Consider the following 14,780-nt stretch of genomic DNA (forward strand, 5'->3'; position numbering starts at 1 on the left):
GACCTTTATCTTTCAGTCAGCCCAAACTGCGTCAGGCAAAACGTCGGAATCCCCATGTCTGCCAACCGCTGCGAGCCACCCAGCTCCGGCAAATCGATAATCGCCGCCGCTTCAAAGATCTTTGCCCCCATGCGCCGTACCAGGTTCGCCGCCGCAATCAGGGTGCCGCCGGTGGCGATCAGGTCATCGAACATCAGTACGGAGTCGCCTTCGCACAGGCTGTCGGCGTGCACTTCCAGGAAGGCTTCGCCGTACTCGGTCTGGTAACCCTCGGCCAGCACGTCCGCCGGCAGCTTGCCTTGCTTGCGAAACAGGATCAGCGGCTTGTTGAGCTGGTAGGCGATGATCGAGCCGATCAGGAAGCCACGGGCATCCATCGCACCGATATGGGTGAAGTCGGCTTCGACGTAGCGTTGGGCAAAGCTGTCGGCCACCAGGCGCAGGGCGCGGGGCGATTGGAACAACGGCGTGATGTCACGGAAGATCACCCCAGGCTTGGGGAAGTCGATGACGGGGCGAATCAGGGATTTGATGTCGAACGAATCAAAGGTCATCGTCGAGGAGTCCAGAGCGGAAAACGGACTCGAAGTATACCTGCGGCCTCGCCGATTGGCGCGGCCGCAGTCTGGATCAGACCTCCAGGGAACCGCCAGCCAATGCACACAGCTGGATCGGGTCGAGGATATGCACCTCTTTACCTTCTGCAGCAATCAACTGGTTCTGCTGGAAGCGGGTAAACACGCGGGACACGGTCTCCACTGCCAGGCCCAGGTAATTGCCGATCTCATTGCGCGACATGCTCAGGCGGAACTGGTTGGCCGAGAACCCACGGGCACGGAAGCGCGCCGACAGGTTGACCAGGAACGTGGCGATGCGCTCATCGGCGGTTTTCTTCGACAGCAGCAGCATCATTTGCTGGTCGTCACGAATCTCGCGGCTCATCACGCGCATCAACTGGCGGCGCAATTGCGGCAGTTGCAGGGCCAACTCATCCAGACGCTCGAAAGGAATTTCGCACACCGACGTGGTTTCCAGGGCCTGGGCCGACACCGGGTGAATCTCGGTGTCCATCCCCGACAGGCCGACCAACTCGCTGGGCAGGTGGAAACCGGTGATTTGCTCTTCGCCGCCGTCGCTGAGGCTGAAGGTTTTCAGTGCGCCCGAACGTACTGCATAGACGGAATCAAACTTGTCGCCCTGGCGAAACAGAAACTCGCCCTTTTTCAGCGGGCGGCCGCGTTTGACGATGTCGTCCAGCGCATCCATGTCTTCCAGATTCAATGAAAGTGGCAGGCAGAGGGGGGCCAGGCTGCAATCCTTGCAATGGGCCTGGCTGTGAGCGCGCAGTTTGACTGGCTCGGACATTTCTTAAATCCTTGTGGGAAAACACACATAAGACGTAAGGGTAACGCACTGGGGGCCACGGAGGCCAGCCTGTACAAAAACCTGTCGCGAAGTAAAGATTTGCCCGAAACGGCCGATAGCACTGCCATCGAATACCAACACGGTGGCTCAGACCATGTTATCCCTCAGTACACAACTGGCTTCACGCACCCAGATCCAGGCACTGCCCGAAACCAAGAAGGCTGCCGCGACCGATGCTGCTGCGGTTGCGCCGACGGATGAAGCCAAGCCTGCGGTGTCAGTGACCATTTCCGGCGCTGCGATGAAAGCGGCGGCGGCTGAGAAGACCTCAAACAGTGATATCGACGACAGTGGCTTGGCGGACAACGTCAAGAACCTGCTGAAGATGATCCGTGAGATCAAAAAACAGATCGCCGAGAAACAGGCCGAGATGGCTGCGGTAATGGCTGACAGAAATCTCAGTCCTGAACAAGCCCGTGCCCGGCTCTCCGGGCTGCAGTCGGCCTTGAGCGCGTTGCAAGCCAGCTTGACCAGCGCCCAGGCGTCCCTGACCAAGGCGATGAAAGACATGAGTGCAGGTGATGCAGTCAAGGCCGCCAGCCTGGCCATGAAGTAAACGCTTTTAGATCACCCGCGAAAACCGCTGCCTGTTCTGGTGCTCCAGGTAAACATCGAACACCATGCACACGGAGCGCACCAGCAAGCGCCCGGCCGGCAGCACACGAATGCCCTGGGCGTCCAACTCGATCAGGCCGTCGGCGGCCATCGTTTCCAGCTGCGGCCATAACTCGGCAAAGTAGCCGCGAAAATCGATGTTGTACGTCTGTTCGATCCCCTCGAATGCCAAGTTGAAATTGCAGATCAATTGCTGGATCACATCCCGGCGCAACCGATCATCCGTGGTGCAGACCAGACCGCGACTGGTCGCCAACTGCGCGCCTGCCAAGGCGTTCTGGTACTGGTTCAGGTCACTGCTGTTCTGGCAATACAGGTCGCCGATCTGGCTGATCGCCGACACCCCCAGCCCAATCAGGTCGCAGTGCCCGTGGGTGGTGTAACCCTGGAAGTTGCGCTGCAGCTTGCCTTCTTCCTGGGCCACCGCCAATTCGTCGTCGGGCAGGGCAAAGTGGTCCATGCCGATGTAGCGGTAACCGGCCTGGGTCAGTTGTTCGATGGTGGTTTGCAGCATCAGCAGTTTTTCTGCCGGCGAGGGCAGCTCGTCAGTGTTGATCCGCCGCTGGGGCATGAAGCGTTCCGGCAGGTGCGCGTAGTTGAACACCGACAGGCGGTCTGGCTGCAAGCGGATGACTTCTTCCACGGTGCGCGCAAAGTTCAACGGCGACTGCTTGGGCAGGCCGTAGATCAGGTCGATATTGATCGAGCGAAATTGCAAGGTGCGCGCTGCATCGATCACGGCGCGGGTTTCTTCCAGGCTTTGCAGGCGATTGACCGCCCGTTGCACCTCGGGGTCGAGGTCTTGCAGGCCGATGCTCACGCGGTTGAAGCCCAGTTCGCGCAGCAGGCCCATGGTGGCCCAGTCGGCTTCGCGCGGGTCGATTTCGATGCCGTAGTCGCCCGAATCGTCATCCAGCAAATTGAAATGCTGGCGCAGGCATTTCATTACCTGGCGCAGTTCATCGTGGCTGAGAAAGGTTGGCGTACCGCCGCCGAAGTGCAACTGTTCCACGGGCTGCTGCGGGTCGAGGTGGCAGGCCACCAATTGGATTTCCTGCTCCAGGCGCTGCAGGTAGGCCTGGGCACGGCCACGGTCCTTGGTGATCACCTTGTTGCAGGCGCAGTAGTAGCAAATGTTGGCGCAGAACGGCACATGCACATACAGCGACAGTGGCCGCACGGCCTTGCGGCTGTCACGCAGGGCGTGGAGCAGGTCGAAGGTGCCGACCTGGCTGTCAAATTGTACGGCGGTGGGGTAGGACGTGTAGCGCGGCCCCGCCAAGTCGTAGCGGTGAATCAGATCTGTGTCCCAACGAATGGCGTCGAGCATGCGGGCGGTCCCCCGGATTGGCTAGTGGGCCGAGTCTAGGGGCAGGGAGGTGCAGGCATCTTGATTTGCATCAACGGGGAGCGGCGCTATGCCACAGGGCCTGTTAATGCCCCATTAGCCAGTGCTGATGGGGGCCGGGCAAGGTCCAGAGGCCGAAAATCATCACCAGCACGCCACCGGCCACCCGCACGCTGCGTTTGCGCAACAACGCCGTTACCCGTTCGGCGGCCAGCCCGGTGGCCAGCAAAACCGGCCAGGTGCCCAGCCCGAACGCCAGCATCAGCAAGGCACTGTCCAGCGCATTGCCCTGGCTCGCCGCCCAGAGCAGGGTGCTGTAGACGAGCCCGCACGGCAACCAGCCCCACAGCGCGCCCAGCAGCAAGGCTCGCGGCAGGCTGGACACCGGCAGCAAACGGTTGGCCACCGGCTGCAGATGCCGCCACAGGCCACGCCCCAGGCTCTCGATACGGGTGAGGCCGCTCCACCAGCCGGCCAGGTACAGGCCCATGCAGATCAGCAGCAACCCGGCCAGCACCCGCATAAACATCGCCGCCGCGCTGTTGGCCACCGCCCAGCCGGCCAGGCCGATCAATAGACCGGCGGTGGCATAGCTGAGGATGCGCCCCAGGTTGTACGCCAGCAGCAGGCGAAAGCGGCGGCTGCGTTGTTCCTTGGGGATCGCCAGGGTCAGCGCGCCCATCAGTCCGCCGCACATGCCCAGGCAATGACCGCCGCCGAGCAGGCCGAGGATCAGCGCCGAGACCAGCAAGGGCGCCAGCTCAAGCATGGGGGGGCTCTTTGGGCGGTTGCTCGGGGCTGTTGGCTTCGTCGATGGCGGCCAGGTGGTTCGGGTCCTGGTCGTCGAACAACACGCTGTGGGCCGGGCCATCGAGGTCTTCGTACTGGCCGCTGTCTACGGCCCAGAAGAAGATGTAGATGGCCACGCCCACTAACAGCAGTGCCGCCGGAATCATCACATAGAGAGCTGGCATCTGTACTCCATGCCCGCGCGGCTCAGGCCGGCAGCGGGCGGGTTACGGGGGCGGTGCCCGGGGCTTGCGCGCTCGGCAGGCGAGTCAGGCGCAACGCGTTGAGCACCACGGTCAACGAACTGAGGGACATGCCGATCGCCGCCCAGATCGGAGTGATCCAACCCAGGGCGGCAAACGGCAGCATAAGCCCATTGTACAACCCGGCCCACAACAGGTTCTCGATGATCACTCGGCGAGTACGCCGCGCCAGGCTGAAGGCCTGCACCAGCGCATCCAGGCGGTTGGACAACAGCACCGCATCGGCGCTGGTTTTCGCCAGGTCCGTGGCCGAGCCCATCGCCACGCTGATATCGGCGGCGGCCAGCACTGGCACATCATTGACCCCATCGCCCAGCATCAGCACTTTGCGACCTTCCTTGTGCAGGGTTTGCAGCACCTGCAGCTTATCGTCAGGGCGCAGGCTGCCGTGGGCTTCGTCGATACCCAGCTCAGAGGCGACACTGGCCACCATCGGCGAACTGTCGCCGGAGAGCAGCAGCGTGCGCCAGCCCCGCGCCTTGCAGGCGGCGAGCAAGGCAGGTGCATCGCTGCGCAGGCGGTCATCCAGTACGAACCAGGCCAGCGCCCCGCTGCGGTCGCCCAGCAGCAGCCATTGCCCGGCTTCATCCGGTGAGGCGGGAATCGCGCAGCCACTGAGTTCACAGACAAAACCCGGCTGGCCGATGCGCAACACACGTTCGCCCACACGACCTTCCAGGCCCAGGCCTGGGGTGCTCAGCACTTCATCGGCGGCCAGCGGCGCACGGCCGAAGGCACGGGCAATCGGGTGTTCGGAACGGTTCTCCAGGGCGGCGGCAAGGCCCAGGCATTGGTCGCTGTCCAGCGCACTCAAGGGCCGAATGGTGCGCAACGCCAGGCGCCCTTCGGTGAGGGTGCCGGTCTTGTCGAAAATCACCGTATCAATCTGGTTCAGGCCCTCAAGCACATGGCCGCGGGTCAGCAGTAAGCCGAGGCTGTGCAAGGTGCCAGTGGCGGCGGTGAGCGCGGTGGGCGTGGCCAGGGATAGCGCGCACGGGCAGGTCGCCACCAGCATTGCCAGTACAATCCAGAACGCCCGCGACGGGTCCAGCTCCCACCACAGCAGGCCGATCAGCGCGGCGGCGATCAGCGAGCACAACAAGAACCACTGCGCAGCGCGGTCGGCAATCTGTGCCAGGCGCGGCTTCTCGGCCTGGGCGCGCTCCAGTAGGCGCACGATGGCAGACAAGCGCGTGTCATGGCCCAATGCGCGCACTTGGACGGTCAGCGCGCCCTCGACATTCAGCGTGCCGGCCGTGACGTTGTCGCCCGTGCGCCGAGGTTGCGGCAGGTACTCGCCGGTCAGCAGGGATTCATCGATGCTGGATTGGCCGTCGAGAATCACCCCATCCGCCGGCAGCACCGCACCGGGATGCACCAGCACCCGATCACCCAGCGCCAATTCGCTAAGCAGGATGCGTTCGCTCTGGCCATCGTCCTTGAGGCGCAGGCAGGAGGCGGGCAACAGGTTGACCAGTTGGGCGGTGGCTGCGGCGGTGCGTTCCCGGGCGCGGCGCTCAAGGTAGCGCCCGGCCAGCAGGAACAGGGCAAACATGCCTACGGCATCGAAATACAGTTCGCCCACGCCGGTGATCGCGGTCCAGATGCCGGCCAGGTAAGCGCCGCCAATCGCCAGGGACACCGAGACGTCCATGGTCAGGTGGCGCGTGCGCAGGTCACGCAGGGCACCTTTGAAGAAGGGCGCGCAGCTGTAGAACACGATGGGCGTGGTCAGAAACATCGCCACCCAGCGCAGGATGATGTGCAGCTCCGGGCTCAGGTCGATATTGAATTCTGGCCAAGTGGCCATGGTTGCCATCATGGCCTGGAACCACAGCAAACCAGCGACCCCCAGCTGTCGCAGGGCCAGGCGATTCTCGCTGGCCAATTGTTCGGCGGCGCGGTCGGCCTGGTAAGGGTGGGCGGCGTAACCGATATGGCGCAGCTCGCTGAGCAGTTGGCTCAACGGCAATTGCCCATCGGCCCAGCGCACGTGCAGGCGATGGTTAGAGAGGTTCAGCCGCGCCTCGGCTACGGCGGGCAGGCTGCGCAGGTGTTTCTCGATCAACCAGCCGCAGGCGGCGCAACTGATGCCTTCCATCAGCAGGGTGGTTTCGGCCAGGTCGCCTTGATGGCGCACAAAGGGTTTTTGCACATCGGCGCGGTCGTACAGCGCCAGTTCGTCCACCAACTGCACGGGCAGCGCCTCGGGGTTGGCCGAGGCTTCGCTGCGGTGTTGGTAATAGCTTTCCAGCCCGCCGGCCACTATTGCCTCGGCCACGGCCTGGCAGCCCGGGCAGCAGAGTTCGCGGCGTTCGCCGAGGATCTGGGCGGTGAACCGGCTGCCGGAGGGGACGGGTAGGGCGCAGTGGTAGCAGGGGGTGGGTTGGGTCATTGCTCAGTTCCGTAGATCGTTCCCACGCTTTGCGTGGGAATGTTGCCCGTGACGCTCTGCGTCACAAAGCAGACGCAGAGCGTCCAGCAAGGCGTTACCACGCAGAGCGTGGGAACGATCATCGTCTACTTCTTCAGGTCTTCAGCGCCCTGCAACGGTTCGTCACCCAGCAGCAGGTCCTTGTCATGGCTGACCTCTTCTTCTTCGAACAGGCGCCAGGTGTTGCCGCCCTCCACGCCAAGCAGTTCCACGAAACGGCGACCTTCGACCTTGTCGGTGACCTGGCCGATGTAGCGGCCGGGCTCGCTGTCGCTGCGGGTGAGGTTGATCTTGCGATCCTTCTCTGGCTGGGTCGGGGAGATCAGGTTCAGCTCCAGGGTATTTGGATTGCTGTAGCCAGTCAGTTGCAGCTCGACCTCGCCGGTCAGTTCGTCCAGGTGCAGCTTGCCGCGCAGTTGCAGGGTCTGGGCCAGGCGTTCGCGGTCCAGGGAACGGTTGATGCCTTTGCCGGCCTCGTAGTAGTTGTCGTTGACCAAGTTGTCCGGGTTGTTCACTGCGATGGTTACCATGGACAAGGTCAGGGTCACCGAGCAGGCCAGGATCGCGATGATGATCCAGGGCCAGAGGTGCTTGTACCAAGGGCTGGCGGCAGTAGTTGCAGGCATGCGTGTGTTCCCTGTTAACGAACTTGTGGGCCAATGAATCGGCTCTTGGCTTCAATATGGACGCTGGTGTCATCGGCGTCCTTGAGGATGAAGGTCACCTCGTTGGTGCTCGACGGCAACTGCTCCGGCGCACTCGACAACTCCACTGGCATGCTGACGATATCGCCCGCGGCCACTTTGATTTCGCGTCGGCCTTGCAGCTTGAGGTCTGGCAGGCCAGCGGCGTCGAGCACGTAGGTGTGGTCGCGCTGGTCTTTGTTCATGATCTTCAGGCTGTAGACGTTTTCGATGCGCCCTTCGGCGTTTTCGCGGTACAGCACGCGGTCCTTGCTGACGTCGAAACCCACCAGCGAGCGCATGAAGAAGGCGGCCACCAACAGGCTGATCATCGCCAGCAACACTAGGGCGTAACCGATCAGGCGCGGGCGCAGCTTATGGGTTTTCTGCCCTGACAGGTTGTGTTCGGTGGTGTAGCTGATCAGGCCGCGCGGGTACTCCATCTTGTCCATGATGTTGTCGCACGCATCGATACAGGCGGCGCAGCCGATGCATTCGATTTGCAGCCCATCGCGGATATCGATACCGGTAGGGCACACCTGCACACACATCGTGCAATCGATGCAGTCGCCCAGGCCCTGGGCCTTGTAGTCGGTACCCTTTTTACGTGGCCCACGTACTTCGCCACGGCGCGGGTCGTAGGACACGATCAAGGTGTCCTTGTCGAACATCACGCTCTGGAAGCGCGCATAGGGGCACATGTAGATGCACACCTGCTCGCGCAGCCAGCCGGCGTTGCCATAGGTGGCGAGGGTGAAGAAACCCACCCAGAAATACGACCAGCCATCGGCCTGGCCCGTGAAGAAATCGAATACCAGTTCGCGGATCGGCGAGAAGTAGCCGACAAAGGTAATGCCGGTGGCAAAGCCGATCAGCAGCCACAGGCTGTGCTTGCTGAACTTGCGCAGGAACTTGTTGGCGCTCATCGGCGCCTTGTCGAGCTTGATGCGCTGGTTGCGGTCGCCTTCGGTGACCTTTTCACACCACATGAAGATCCACGTCCACACGCTTTGCGGGCAGGTATAGCCGCACCACACGCGCCCGGCGTACACGGTGATAAAGAACAGGCCAAATGCCGCGACAATGAGAATGCCCGACAGCAGGATGAAATCCTGGGGCCAGAACGTCGCACCAAAAATAAAGAACTTACGCTCCGACAGGTTCCACCACACCGCCTGATGACCGCCCCAGTTCAGCCACACGGTGCCGAAGTACAACAGGAACAGAGCGGCACCGCCGACCATGCGCAAGTTGCGGAACAAGCCAGTGAAGGCGCGGGTGTAGATCTTCTCTCTTGAAGCGTAGAGGTCGACGGTTTTGGCAGGCGGGGTAACGTCATGTACCGGTATCTGGTCGCTCATCATTGCATCCCACGGCGGTGGAGATTTGCCTCGGCCAGTACGTGCCAACCGGGGTCAAATTAAGGGTGTTGCAGTGGCCTAATGATACGCCCCCGATGGTGCGCAAAGGGTGCGACCTTTGGTCGCGTTGGGGGAAATCAATTGATGGTGTACGTGATCTGGATCAATTGACTTGGCAAGTATGGACGGTTTTTGCCGGTAAGCCGGTCATTCGTCCCATGGATTGAGCAGTGGCACGCCACTCGATTTGAAGTCGCTGACGTTGCGCGTGACTACGGTGAGTCCGTGAACCAGCGCGGTTGCGGCAATCAATGCATCGCTTTCGTTGGCCCGGTCGGGTACATGCAAGTGCGCGCAACGCAACGCGACTGCTGCATCGACGGGCAGGATTCTGGCATCGAAGGCGGGCATTACATGACGCTTGAGCCAGGTTCTCAACACCTTCCCCTGAACCGGGTCTCGCCGTTCAATTCGCAGGACTCCGGTTTCCAGTTCCTTCAGCGTGATCGCCGAAATAAACATGCGCGGCGCTACTACGCTTTTTGCCCAAGCCACGACATTTGCATCAGCCTGAGGTTTACGCAGTTCAGAGATCACATTTGTGTCGAGTAGATACATCAAGAAAAGTCCACGGGTCGATGAATGATCACGGCACGTTCGGTTTCGAAGTCGATATCGGCCGCTTCCGGCATCACCAACAGGTCGACAATGTCGGCGTTCAGACCTGTCAGCTTCTGGTACTCCTCAATGCTTAGCAGTACATGGGCAGGCTTGCCGCGATCAGTGATAAAAACCGGCCCTTTGCGGGCGGCTTTTTTGGCACCACTTGTGTCTTGATTGAATTCGCGGCTGGAAATGGTCGTGATGGTCATGGGGTAGGCCCCCTTTGCTGGACTGAATGTAGTTACGTTACTACTTGGCGAGTGCGCGCGGCAAGGTTGAGGTTACGAACGGTAGAGTTGGCTTTGCAAGGTTCGGCGCCAGAACAAAAAAGCCCCGCCAGCATTCGCTGCGCGGGGCTCCATTGTTTCAGAGGTCTTACTGCTCCTCAGCCTTCTTATCCCCATGAGACAAGCTATACACATACGCCGCAAGCAGGTGCACCTTGTCATTGCCTTGCAACTGCTCCTGCGCCGGCATCTGGCCCTGGCGGCCATAGCGGATGGTCTGCTGCAGTTGCGCGAAGCTTGAACCGTAGATGAACGCACCCGGATGCGTCAGGTCGGGCGCGCCCATCGCTGGGGTGCCTTTACCCGCCGGGCCGTGGCAGGCCACGCAGTTGGCGGCGAAGAGTTTCTCACCGTTGGCCACGTCGGCCTTGGCGCCTTCCGGCAGTTTGCGGCCGTCGAGGTTGGTCACCACAAAGCCCGCTACGTCAGCCACGCCCTGCTCGCCGATGACTTCGGCCCAGCCTGGCATCACCGCGTGGCGGCCCTTCATGATGGTTTCCTTGATGGTGTTGGGTTCGCCACCCCAGCGCCAGTCGGCGTCGGTCAGGTTGGGAAAGCCGTAGGCGCCCTTGGCGTCGGAGCCGTGGCACACCGAGCAGTTGGAGGCAAACAAGCGGCCGCCCATCTTCAAGGCTTGCGGGTCCTTGGCGACTTCTTCAATCGGCATCGACGCGAACTTGGCGAAGATCGGCCCGAACTTGGCTTCCGACCTGGCCATTTCTTTTTCCCATTCGTGTACGCCGGTCCAGCCGGTCTGGCCGTTGGCGAACGGGGTTTGCTTGTCGTTGTCGAGGTAGTTGTAGCCCGGCAGCAGGCCTTTCCAGTTACCCAGGCCAGGGTAGAGCACCAGGTAGCCAAGGGCGAAGACGATGGTGCCGACAAACAGCATGAACCACCACTTGGGCAGCGGGTTGTCGTACTCCTCGATGCCGTCGAACGAGTGGCCGACGGTCTCGTCCGTCTGCTCGGTGCGCTGGCCCTTGCGGGTCGACAGCAGCAGCCAGGTCAGGGCGAAGATGGTACCCAGACTGAGGACTGTGACGTACAGACTCCAGAACGTAGTCATTCTTTGTTACTCCTAGAAGCTTGCTCGACGTGCTTGATGGCTTCGGGGTCATCTGCGAAGGGCAGCATGGTCGCGTCGTCAAACTCCGACTTGCGCCGTGGGCTGAACACCCACAACGCCAGGCCGATAAAGGCCACCATCACCACAACGGTGCCCAGGCCACGAATCATCCCGATATCCATGAAGGTCACCGTTTGCTTTTGATGATGGTGCCAAGGCCTTGCAGGTAGGCCACCAATGCGTCCATTTCGGTCTTGCCCTTCACGGCGGCGGCCGCACCGGCGATGTCTTCGTCGGTGTAGGGCACGCCCAGGGTGCGCAAGACTTCCATCTTCTTGGCGGTGTCCTTGCCGTCGAGCTTGTTTTCCACGAGGAACGGGTACGCCGGCATTTTCGACTCAGGCACGACGTTGCGCGGGTTGTACAGGTGCGCACGCTGCCAGTCATCGGAGTAACGCCCACCCACACGGGCCAGGTCCGGGCCGGTACGCTTGGAACCCCACAGGAACGGGTGGTCCCACACGCTTTCACCGGCGACCGAGTAGTGGCCGTAGCGTTCGGTTTCGGCGCGGAAGGGGCGGATCATCTGCGAGTGGCAGCCCACGCAACCGTTGGCGATGTAGACGTCGCGGCCTTCCAGTTCAAGGGCGGTGCGCGGCTTCATGCCTTCGACCGGCTTGTTAGTCACGTCCTGGAAAAACAGCGGGACGATTTGGGTCAGGCCGCCGATGCTCACGGCGATGACCATGAAGAAGGCCAGCAGGCCGATGTTCTTCTCGACTACTTCATGCTTCATCAGTGAGCTCCCACAACGGCGATCTTGGTGGCGGCTTCGGCTTCAACAGGGTCGCTGGCACGCACGGTGCGCCACACGTTGTAGGCCATCAACAGCATGCCGCTGGCAAAGAACGCACCGCCCAGGGCACGTACGATAAAGCCCGGGTGGCTGGCTTGCAGCGCTTCGACGAAGGAGTAGGTGAGGGTGCCGTCATCGTTGATCGCACGCCACATCAGGCCCTGGGTGATGCCGTTGACCCACATCGAGGCGATGTAGAGCACAGTGCCGATAGTGGCCAGCCAGAAGTGCGCGTTGATCAGCCCGACGCTGTGCATCTGCGCGCGGCCGAACAGTTTGGGGATCATGTGGTACAGCGCGCCGATGGAGATCATCGCCACCCAACCCAGCGCGCCGGCGTGCACGTGGCCGATGGTCCAGTCGGTGTAGTGGGACAGCGAGTTGACGGTCTTGATCGCCATCATCGGCCCTTCGAAGGTCGACATGCCGTAGAACGCCAAGGACACCACCAAAAACCGTAGGATTGGGTCGGTGCGCAGCTTATGCCAGGCGCCCGACAGGGTCATCATGCCGTTGATCATGCCGCCCCAGCTTGGCGCCAGCAGGATGATCGACATCGCCATGCCCAGGGACTGTGCCCAATCCGGCAAGGCGGTGTAGTGCAAGTGGTGAGGGCCGGCCCAGATGTACAGGGTGATCAGCGCCCAGAAGTGCACGATGGACAGGCGATACGAGTAGATCGGACGCTCGGCCTGCTTGGGCACGAAGTAGTACATCATCCCCAGGAAACCGGTGGTGAGGAAGAAGCCTACGGCGTTGTGGCCGTACCACCACTGGATCATCGCGTCCGTTGCGCCGGAATAGGCCGAATAGGATTTGAACAGGTTCACCGGCAGGGAGGCGTGGTTGACGATGTGCAGCATCGCCGTGACCACGATAAAGGCGCCGTAGAACCAGTTGCCCACGTAGATGTGCTTGGTCTTGCGCTTGACGATGGTGCCGAAGAACACCAGGCCGTAGGTCACCCACACGATGGCAAGCAAAATGGCGATCGGCCATTCCAGCTCGGCGTATTCCTTGGTGGTGGTGTAGCCCAGGGGCAGGCTGATGATGGCGCCGACGATGACCGCCTGCCAGCCCCAGAAGGTGAAGGCGGCAAGGCCATCGGAGATCAGTCGCGTCTGGCAGGTGCGCTGCACGACATAGTAGGAGGTGGCAAACAGTGCACATCCGCCGAAGGCGAAGATCACCAGGTTGGTGTGCAGCGGGCGCAGGCGGCCGAAAGTCGTCCAGGGTAGGTCGAAATTCAATTGCGGCCAAACCAGTTGCGAGGCGATGAACACCCCGAGCCCCATGCCAAGGATCCCCCAGACCACCGTCATGATGGCGAACTGGCGGACTACCTTATAGTTATAAGCAGTCGGACTGATTGCTGTGCTCATTCTAAGGTTCCACGGTTTAGGTTTTTTTATAGGTAAAATCGGCCGCAAGTATGTAGAAAGCGAGGGGCCATTGCAACGCAATGGCTGACCTGGATCAATGCGTTCCACGCCAGATTCTGCGCCCTTTCCATGTTTGGCGTAGGGACAAAATCCAAAATAGAAAGCTGATCGAGTGGACAGGAAATTTCAGGGGCGCAACGGCTACCGTCGCGTAGGCCAGGAATGGTCCACTGTGGGAACAAGCGTAGACCCGAATAGGAGGTGGGGAAAGGTAGGCTTGGAAGAGGTGCGACACTTGGTCGCGCAAATGAAAACAACACCCGATCCCTGTAGGAGCGAGCTTGCTCGCGAAGAACCTGAGGGCACCACGCTTATCCAGCATAAACGCGGCGCTCTGAAGTTCTTCGCGAGCAAGCTCGCTCCTACAGTGAAACGGGTTGCCGCCCCGGGCCGGGGCAGCGGTTACTCGGTCGCGCTGTCTGGCGTTGCACCTTCAGCGTTGTGGGACAGGCTGTACACGTAAGCTGCCAGCAGGTGCACCTTGTCGTTGCCTTGCAGCACGTCCTGTGCCGGCATCTGGCCCTGGCGACCATGGCGGATAGTCTGTTGCAACTGCGCCAGGCTGGTGCCGTAGATAAAGCCTGCTGGCTCGGTCAGGTTCGGTGCGCCCATGGCTTCCACACCGTGGCCTTGCGGGCCGTGGCAGGCGACGCAGGTGGTGTTGAACGCGGCTTGCCCGGCTGCCAGGTCGGCGCTGTTGTCAGCAGGCAACGGCAGCTTGGCCAGGTCGTGGCGCACGTAAGCGGCGACGTTCTTCACCCCGTCTTCGCCCAGCACTTCACCCCAGGCCGGCATCGCCGCGTGGCGACCGTTCAGGATGGTGGCCTTGATAGCCTCAGCCGAGCCACCCCAGCGCCAGTTGTTGTCCGCCAGGTTGGGGAAGCCATAGGCGCCCTTGGCGTCCGAGCCGTGACACACCGCACAGTTGGAGGCGAACAGGCGACCGCCCATCTTCAGTGCTTGCGGGTCCTTGGCGACTTCTTCCACCGGCATGGCCGCGAACTTGGCGAAGATCGGCCCGAACCTGGCGTCGGCCTTGGCCATTTCCTTGTCCCATTCCTTGGTCTGGGTCCAGCCGTCTTCATAGCCCGGCAGCACGCCTTTCCAGTTGCCCAGGCCCGGGTAGAGGATCAGGTAGCCGACGGCAAACACCAGGGTGCCTGCGAACAACATGAACCACCACTGGGGCAGCGGGTTGTCGTATTCCTCGATACCGTCGAAGGCGTGGCCCATGGTCTGGTCGACGCTGCCCTTGGTCTCGCCCTTGCGGGTGCCGACCAACAGCCAGGTCAGGCCGATGAGGCTGCCCAGGGTCAATACGCAGATCCATGTACTCCAAAACGTAGTCATGGCCGAGTGCTCCTTGTGGCTGGCTCTGCTTGAGCGTCGGGTGGGGAAGGTTCATCGGCAAACGGCAGCAGGCGCGCCTGCTCGAATTCCGCATTGCGGCGGTTGTTGAATACCCACAGCGACAGGCCGATAAAGGCGATGGCAACCACCAGCGTGCCCAGGCCGCGGATGGTGCCCGCATCGAATTCAAATCCCATG

Annotated in this window: 17 protein-coding genes; 1 reads left to right on the forward strand and 16 read right to left on the reverse strand. The window is 61.6% G+C overall.

Going from position 1 to position 14,780, the window contains the following annotated elements:
- Positions 1 to 5: 5 nt before the first annotated feature.
- Both PSH76_RS06375 and fnr read right to left on the reverse strand, forming a co-directional pair.
- Positions 6 to 554 carry an adenine phosphoribosyltransferase gene (locus PSH76_RS06375; RefSeq protein ID WP_003193191.1) on the reverse strand — a complete coding sequence of 183 codons (549 nt, stop codon included), beginning with the start codon at positions 552 to 554 and terminating at the stop codon, positions 6 to 8.
- Positions 555 to 630: 76 nt separating this feature from the next.
- Positions 631 to 1,365 (reverse strand): fumarate/nitrate reduction transcriptional regulator Fnr, encoded by a 735-nt coding sequence (fnr, locus tag PSH76_RS06380; RefSeq protein WP_005790290.1) that lies wholly within the window; start codon positions 1,363 to 1,365, stop codon positions 631 to 633.
- A gap of 154 nt (positions 1,366 to 1,519) precedes the next feature.
- On the opposite strand from fnr, the gene PSH76_RS06385 reads away from it, so the two are divergent.
- Positions 1,520 to 1,981 carry a hypothetical protein gene (locus tag PSH76_RS06385; RefSeq protein ID WP_003193188.1) on the forward strand — a complete coding sequence of 154 codons (462 nt, stop codon included), beginning with the start codon at positions 1,520 to 1,522 and terminating at the stop codon, positions 1,979 to 1,981.
- 6 nt (positions 1,982 to 1,987) lie between these two features.
- Here PSH76_RS06385 and hemN read toward each other — a convergent pair whose 3' ends face one another.
- The 14 genes from hemN to PSH76_RS06455 all read right to left on the reverse strand — a co-directional run bounded on the left by hemN (position 1,988) and on the right by PSH76_RS06455 (position 14,779).
- Entirely contained in the window at positions 1,988 to 3,370 is a 1,383-nt protein-coding gene (gene hemN, locus PSH76_RS06390) for an oxygen-independent coproporphyrinogen III oxidase (RefSeq protein WP_305493764.1), read from the reverse strand.
- A 103-nt stretch (positions 3,371 to 3,473) separates the two neighbouring features.
- A complete protein-coding gene (locus PSH76_RS06395; RefSeq protein ID WP_138762343.1) occupies positions 3,474 to 4,157 on the reverse strand; it encodes a sulfite exporter TauE/SafE family protein in 684 nt (227 codons plus the stop codon).
- On the reverse strand, positions 4,150 to 4,362 hold the full coding sequence (gene ccoS, locus PSH76_RS06400; protein WP_003193184.1) for a cbb3-type cytochrome oxidase assembly protein CcoS: 213 nt from the start codon (positions 4,360 to 4,362) through the stop codon (positions 4,150 to 4,152). Before ccoS ends, PSH76_RS06395 begins: the two co-directional genes overlap by 8 nt.
- Before the next feature lie 22 nt (positions 4,363 to 4,384).
- On the reverse strand, positions 4,385 to 6,835 hold the full coding sequence (locus PSH76_RS06405) for a heavy metal translocating P-type ATPase (protein WP_032895834.1): 2,451 nt from the start codon (positions 6,833 to 6,835) through the stop codon (positions 4,385 to 4,387).
- A gap of 125 nt (positions 6,836 to 6,960) precedes the next feature.
- Positions 6,961 to 7,500: a FixH family protein gene (locus PSH76_RS06410; protein WP_014719446.1), complete on the reverse strand. Its 540-nt coding sequence runs from the start codon at positions 7,498 to 7,500 to the stop codon at positions 6,961 to 6,963.
- Between the two features lie 14 nt (positions 7,501 to 7,514).
- Positions 7,515 to 8,918 carry a cytochrome c oxidase accessory protein CcoG gene (gene ccoG, locus PSH76_RS06415; RefSeq protein WP_305493765.1) on the reverse strand — a complete coding sequence of 468 codons (1,404 nt, stop codon included), beginning with the start codon at positions 8,916 to 8,918 and terminating at the stop codon, positions 7,515 to 7,517.
- A 207-nt stretch (positions 8,919 to 9,125) separates the two neighbouring features.
- Entirely contained in the window at positions 9,126 to 9,536 is a 411-nt protein-coding gene (locus PSH76_RS06420) for a type II toxin-antitoxin system VapC family toxin (protein ID WP_032895837.1), read from the reverse strand.
- The gene (locus tag PSH76_RS06425; protein ID WP_003193175.1) at positions 9,536 to 9,790 is read right to left on the reverse strand and encodes a type II toxin-antitoxin system Phd/YefM family antitoxin; all 255 of its coding nucleotides are present in this window, start codon (positions 9,788 to 9,790) and stop codon (positions 9,536 to 9,538) included. Before PSH76_RS06425 ends, PSH76_RS06420 begins: the two co-directional genes overlap by 1 nt.
- Before the next feature lie 166 nt (positions 9,791 to 9,956).
- Positions 9,957 to 10,934 carry a cytochrome-c oxidase, cbb3-type subunit III gene (gene ccoP / locus PSH76_RS06430; RefSeq protein ID WP_032895838.1) on the reverse strand — a complete coding sequence of 326 codons (978 nt, stop codon included), beginning with the start codon at positions 10,932 to 10,934 and terminating at the stop codon, positions 9,957 to 9,959.
- On the reverse strand, positions 10,931 to 11,116 hold the full coding sequence (locus PSH76_RS06435; protein ID WP_003193169.1) for a CcoQ/FixQ family Cbb3-type cytochrome c oxidase assembly chaperone: 186 nt from the start codon (positions 11,114 to 11,116) through the stop codon (positions 10,931 to 10,933). The genes ccoP (PSH76_RS06430) and PSH76_RS06435 overlap by 4 nt, the downstream gene beginning before the upstream one ends.
- 5 nt (positions 11,117 to 11,121) lie before the next feature.
- On the reverse strand, positions 11,122 to 11,730 hold the full coding sequence (gene ccoO, locus PSH76_RS06440; RefSeq protein WP_003193167.1) for a cytochrome-c oxidase, cbb3-type subunit II: 609 nt from the start codon (positions 11,728 to 11,730) through the stop codon (positions 11,122 to 11,124).
- Entirely contained in the window at positions 11,730 to 13,172 is a 1,443-nt protein-coding gene (gene ccoN / locus PSH76_RS06445; RefSeq protein WP_003193164.1) for a cytochrome-c oxidase, cbb3-type subunit I, read from the reverse strand. The genes ccoO and ccoN overlap by 1 nt, the downstream gene beginning before the upstream one ends.
- A 462-nt stretch (positions 13,173 to 13,634) precedes the next feature.
- Positions 13,635 to 14,582 (reverse strand): cytochrome-c oxidase, cbb3-type subunit III, encoded by a 948-nt coding sequence (gene ccoP, locus PSH76_RS06450; protein WP_003193162.1) that lies wholly within the window; start codon positions 14,580 to 14,582, stop codon positions 13,635 to 13,637.
- Positions 14,579 to 14,779 carry a cbb3-type cytochrome c oxidase subunit 3 gene (locus PSH76_RS06455; protein WP_003193161.1) on the reverse strand — a complete coding sequence of 67 codons (201 nt, stop codon included), beginning with the start codon at positions 14,777 to 14,779 and terminating at the stop codon, positions 14,579 to 14,581. Before PSH76_RS06455 ends, ccoP (PSH76_RS06450) begins: the two co-directional genes overlap by 4 nt.
- Position 14,780: the final 1 nt, after the last annotated feature.

Origin of the sequence: Pseudomonas sp. FP215 (assembly GCF_030687795.1) — a bacterium.
GTDB classification, from domain to species: domain Bacteria; phylum Pseudomonadota; class Gammaproteobacteria; order Pseudomonadales; family Pseudomonadaceae; genus Aquipseudomonas; species Aquipseudomonas salmasensis.

Excerpts from the sequence above, each read along its gene's own strand:
- PSH76_RS06375 (WP_003193191.1), bottom strand. The coding sequence starts at position 554 with ATGACCTTTGATTCGTTCGACATCAAATCCCTGATTCGCCCCGTCATC.
- fnr (WP_005790290.1), bottom strand. The coding sequence starts at position 1,365 with ATGTCCGAGCCAGTCAAACTGCGCGCTCACAGCCAGGCCCATTGCAAG.
- PSH76_RS06385 (WP_003193188.1), top strand. The coding sequence starts at position 1,520 with ATGTTATCCCTCAGTACACAACTGGCTTCACGCACCCAGATCCAGGCA.
- hemN (WP_305493764.1), bottom strand. The coding sequence starts at position 3,370 with ATGCTCGACGCCATTCGTTGGGACACAGATCTGATTCACCGCTACGAC.
- PSH76_RS06395 (WP_138762343.1), bottom strand. The coding sequence starts at position 4,157 with ATGCTTGAGCTGGCGCCCTTGCTGGTCTCGGCGCTGATCCTCGGCCTG.
- ccoS (WP_003193184.1), bottom strand. The coding sequence starts at position 4,362 with ATGCCAGCTCTCTATGTGATGATTCCGGCGGCACTGCTGTTAGTGGGC.
- PSH76_RS06405 (WP_032895834.1), bottom strand. The coding sequence starts at position 6,835 with ATGACCCAACCCACCCCCTGCTACCACTGCGCCCTACCCGTCCCCTCC.
- PSH76_RS06410 (WP_014719446.1), bottom strand. The coding sequence starts at position 7,500 with ATGCCTGCAACTACTGCCGCCAGCCCTTGGTACAAGCACCTCTGGCCC.
- ccoG (WP_305493765.1), bottom strand. The coding sequence starts at position 8,918 with ATGAGCGACCAGATACCGGTACATGACGTTACCCCGCCTGCCAAAACC.
- PSH76_RS06420 (WP_032895837.1), bottom strand. The coding sequence starts at position 9,536 with ATGTATCTACTCGACACAAATGTGATCTCTGAACTGCGTAAACCTCAG.
- PSH76_RS06425 (WP_003193175.1), bottom strand. The coding sequence starts at position 9,790 with ATGACCATCACGACCATTTCCAGCCGCGAATTCAATCAAGACACAAGT.
- ccoP (WP_032895838.1), bottom strand. The coding sequence starts at position 10,934 with ATGACTACGTTCTGGAGTCTGTACGTCACAGTCCTCAGTCTGGGTACC.
- PSH76_RS06435 (WP_003193169.1), bottom strand. The coding sequence starts at position 11,116 with ATGGATATCGGGATGATTCGTGGCCTGGGCACCGTTGTGGTGATGGTG.
- ccoO (WP_003193167.1), bottom strand. The coding sequence starts at position 11,730 with ATGAAGCATGAAGTAGTCGAGAAGAACATCGGCCTGCTGGCCTTCTTC.
- ccoN (WP_003193164.1), bottom strand. The coding sequence starts at position 13,172 with ATGAGCACAGCAATCAGTCCGACTGCTTATAACTATAAGGTAGTCCGC.
- ccoP (WP_003193162.1), bottom strand. The coding sequence starts at position 14,582 with ATGACTACGTTTTGGAGTACATGGATCTGCGTATTGACCCTGGGCAGC.
- PSH76_RS06455 (WP_003193161.1), bottom strand. The coding sequence starts at position 14,779 with ATGGGATTTGAATTCGATGCGGGCACCATCCGCGGCCTGGGCACGCTG.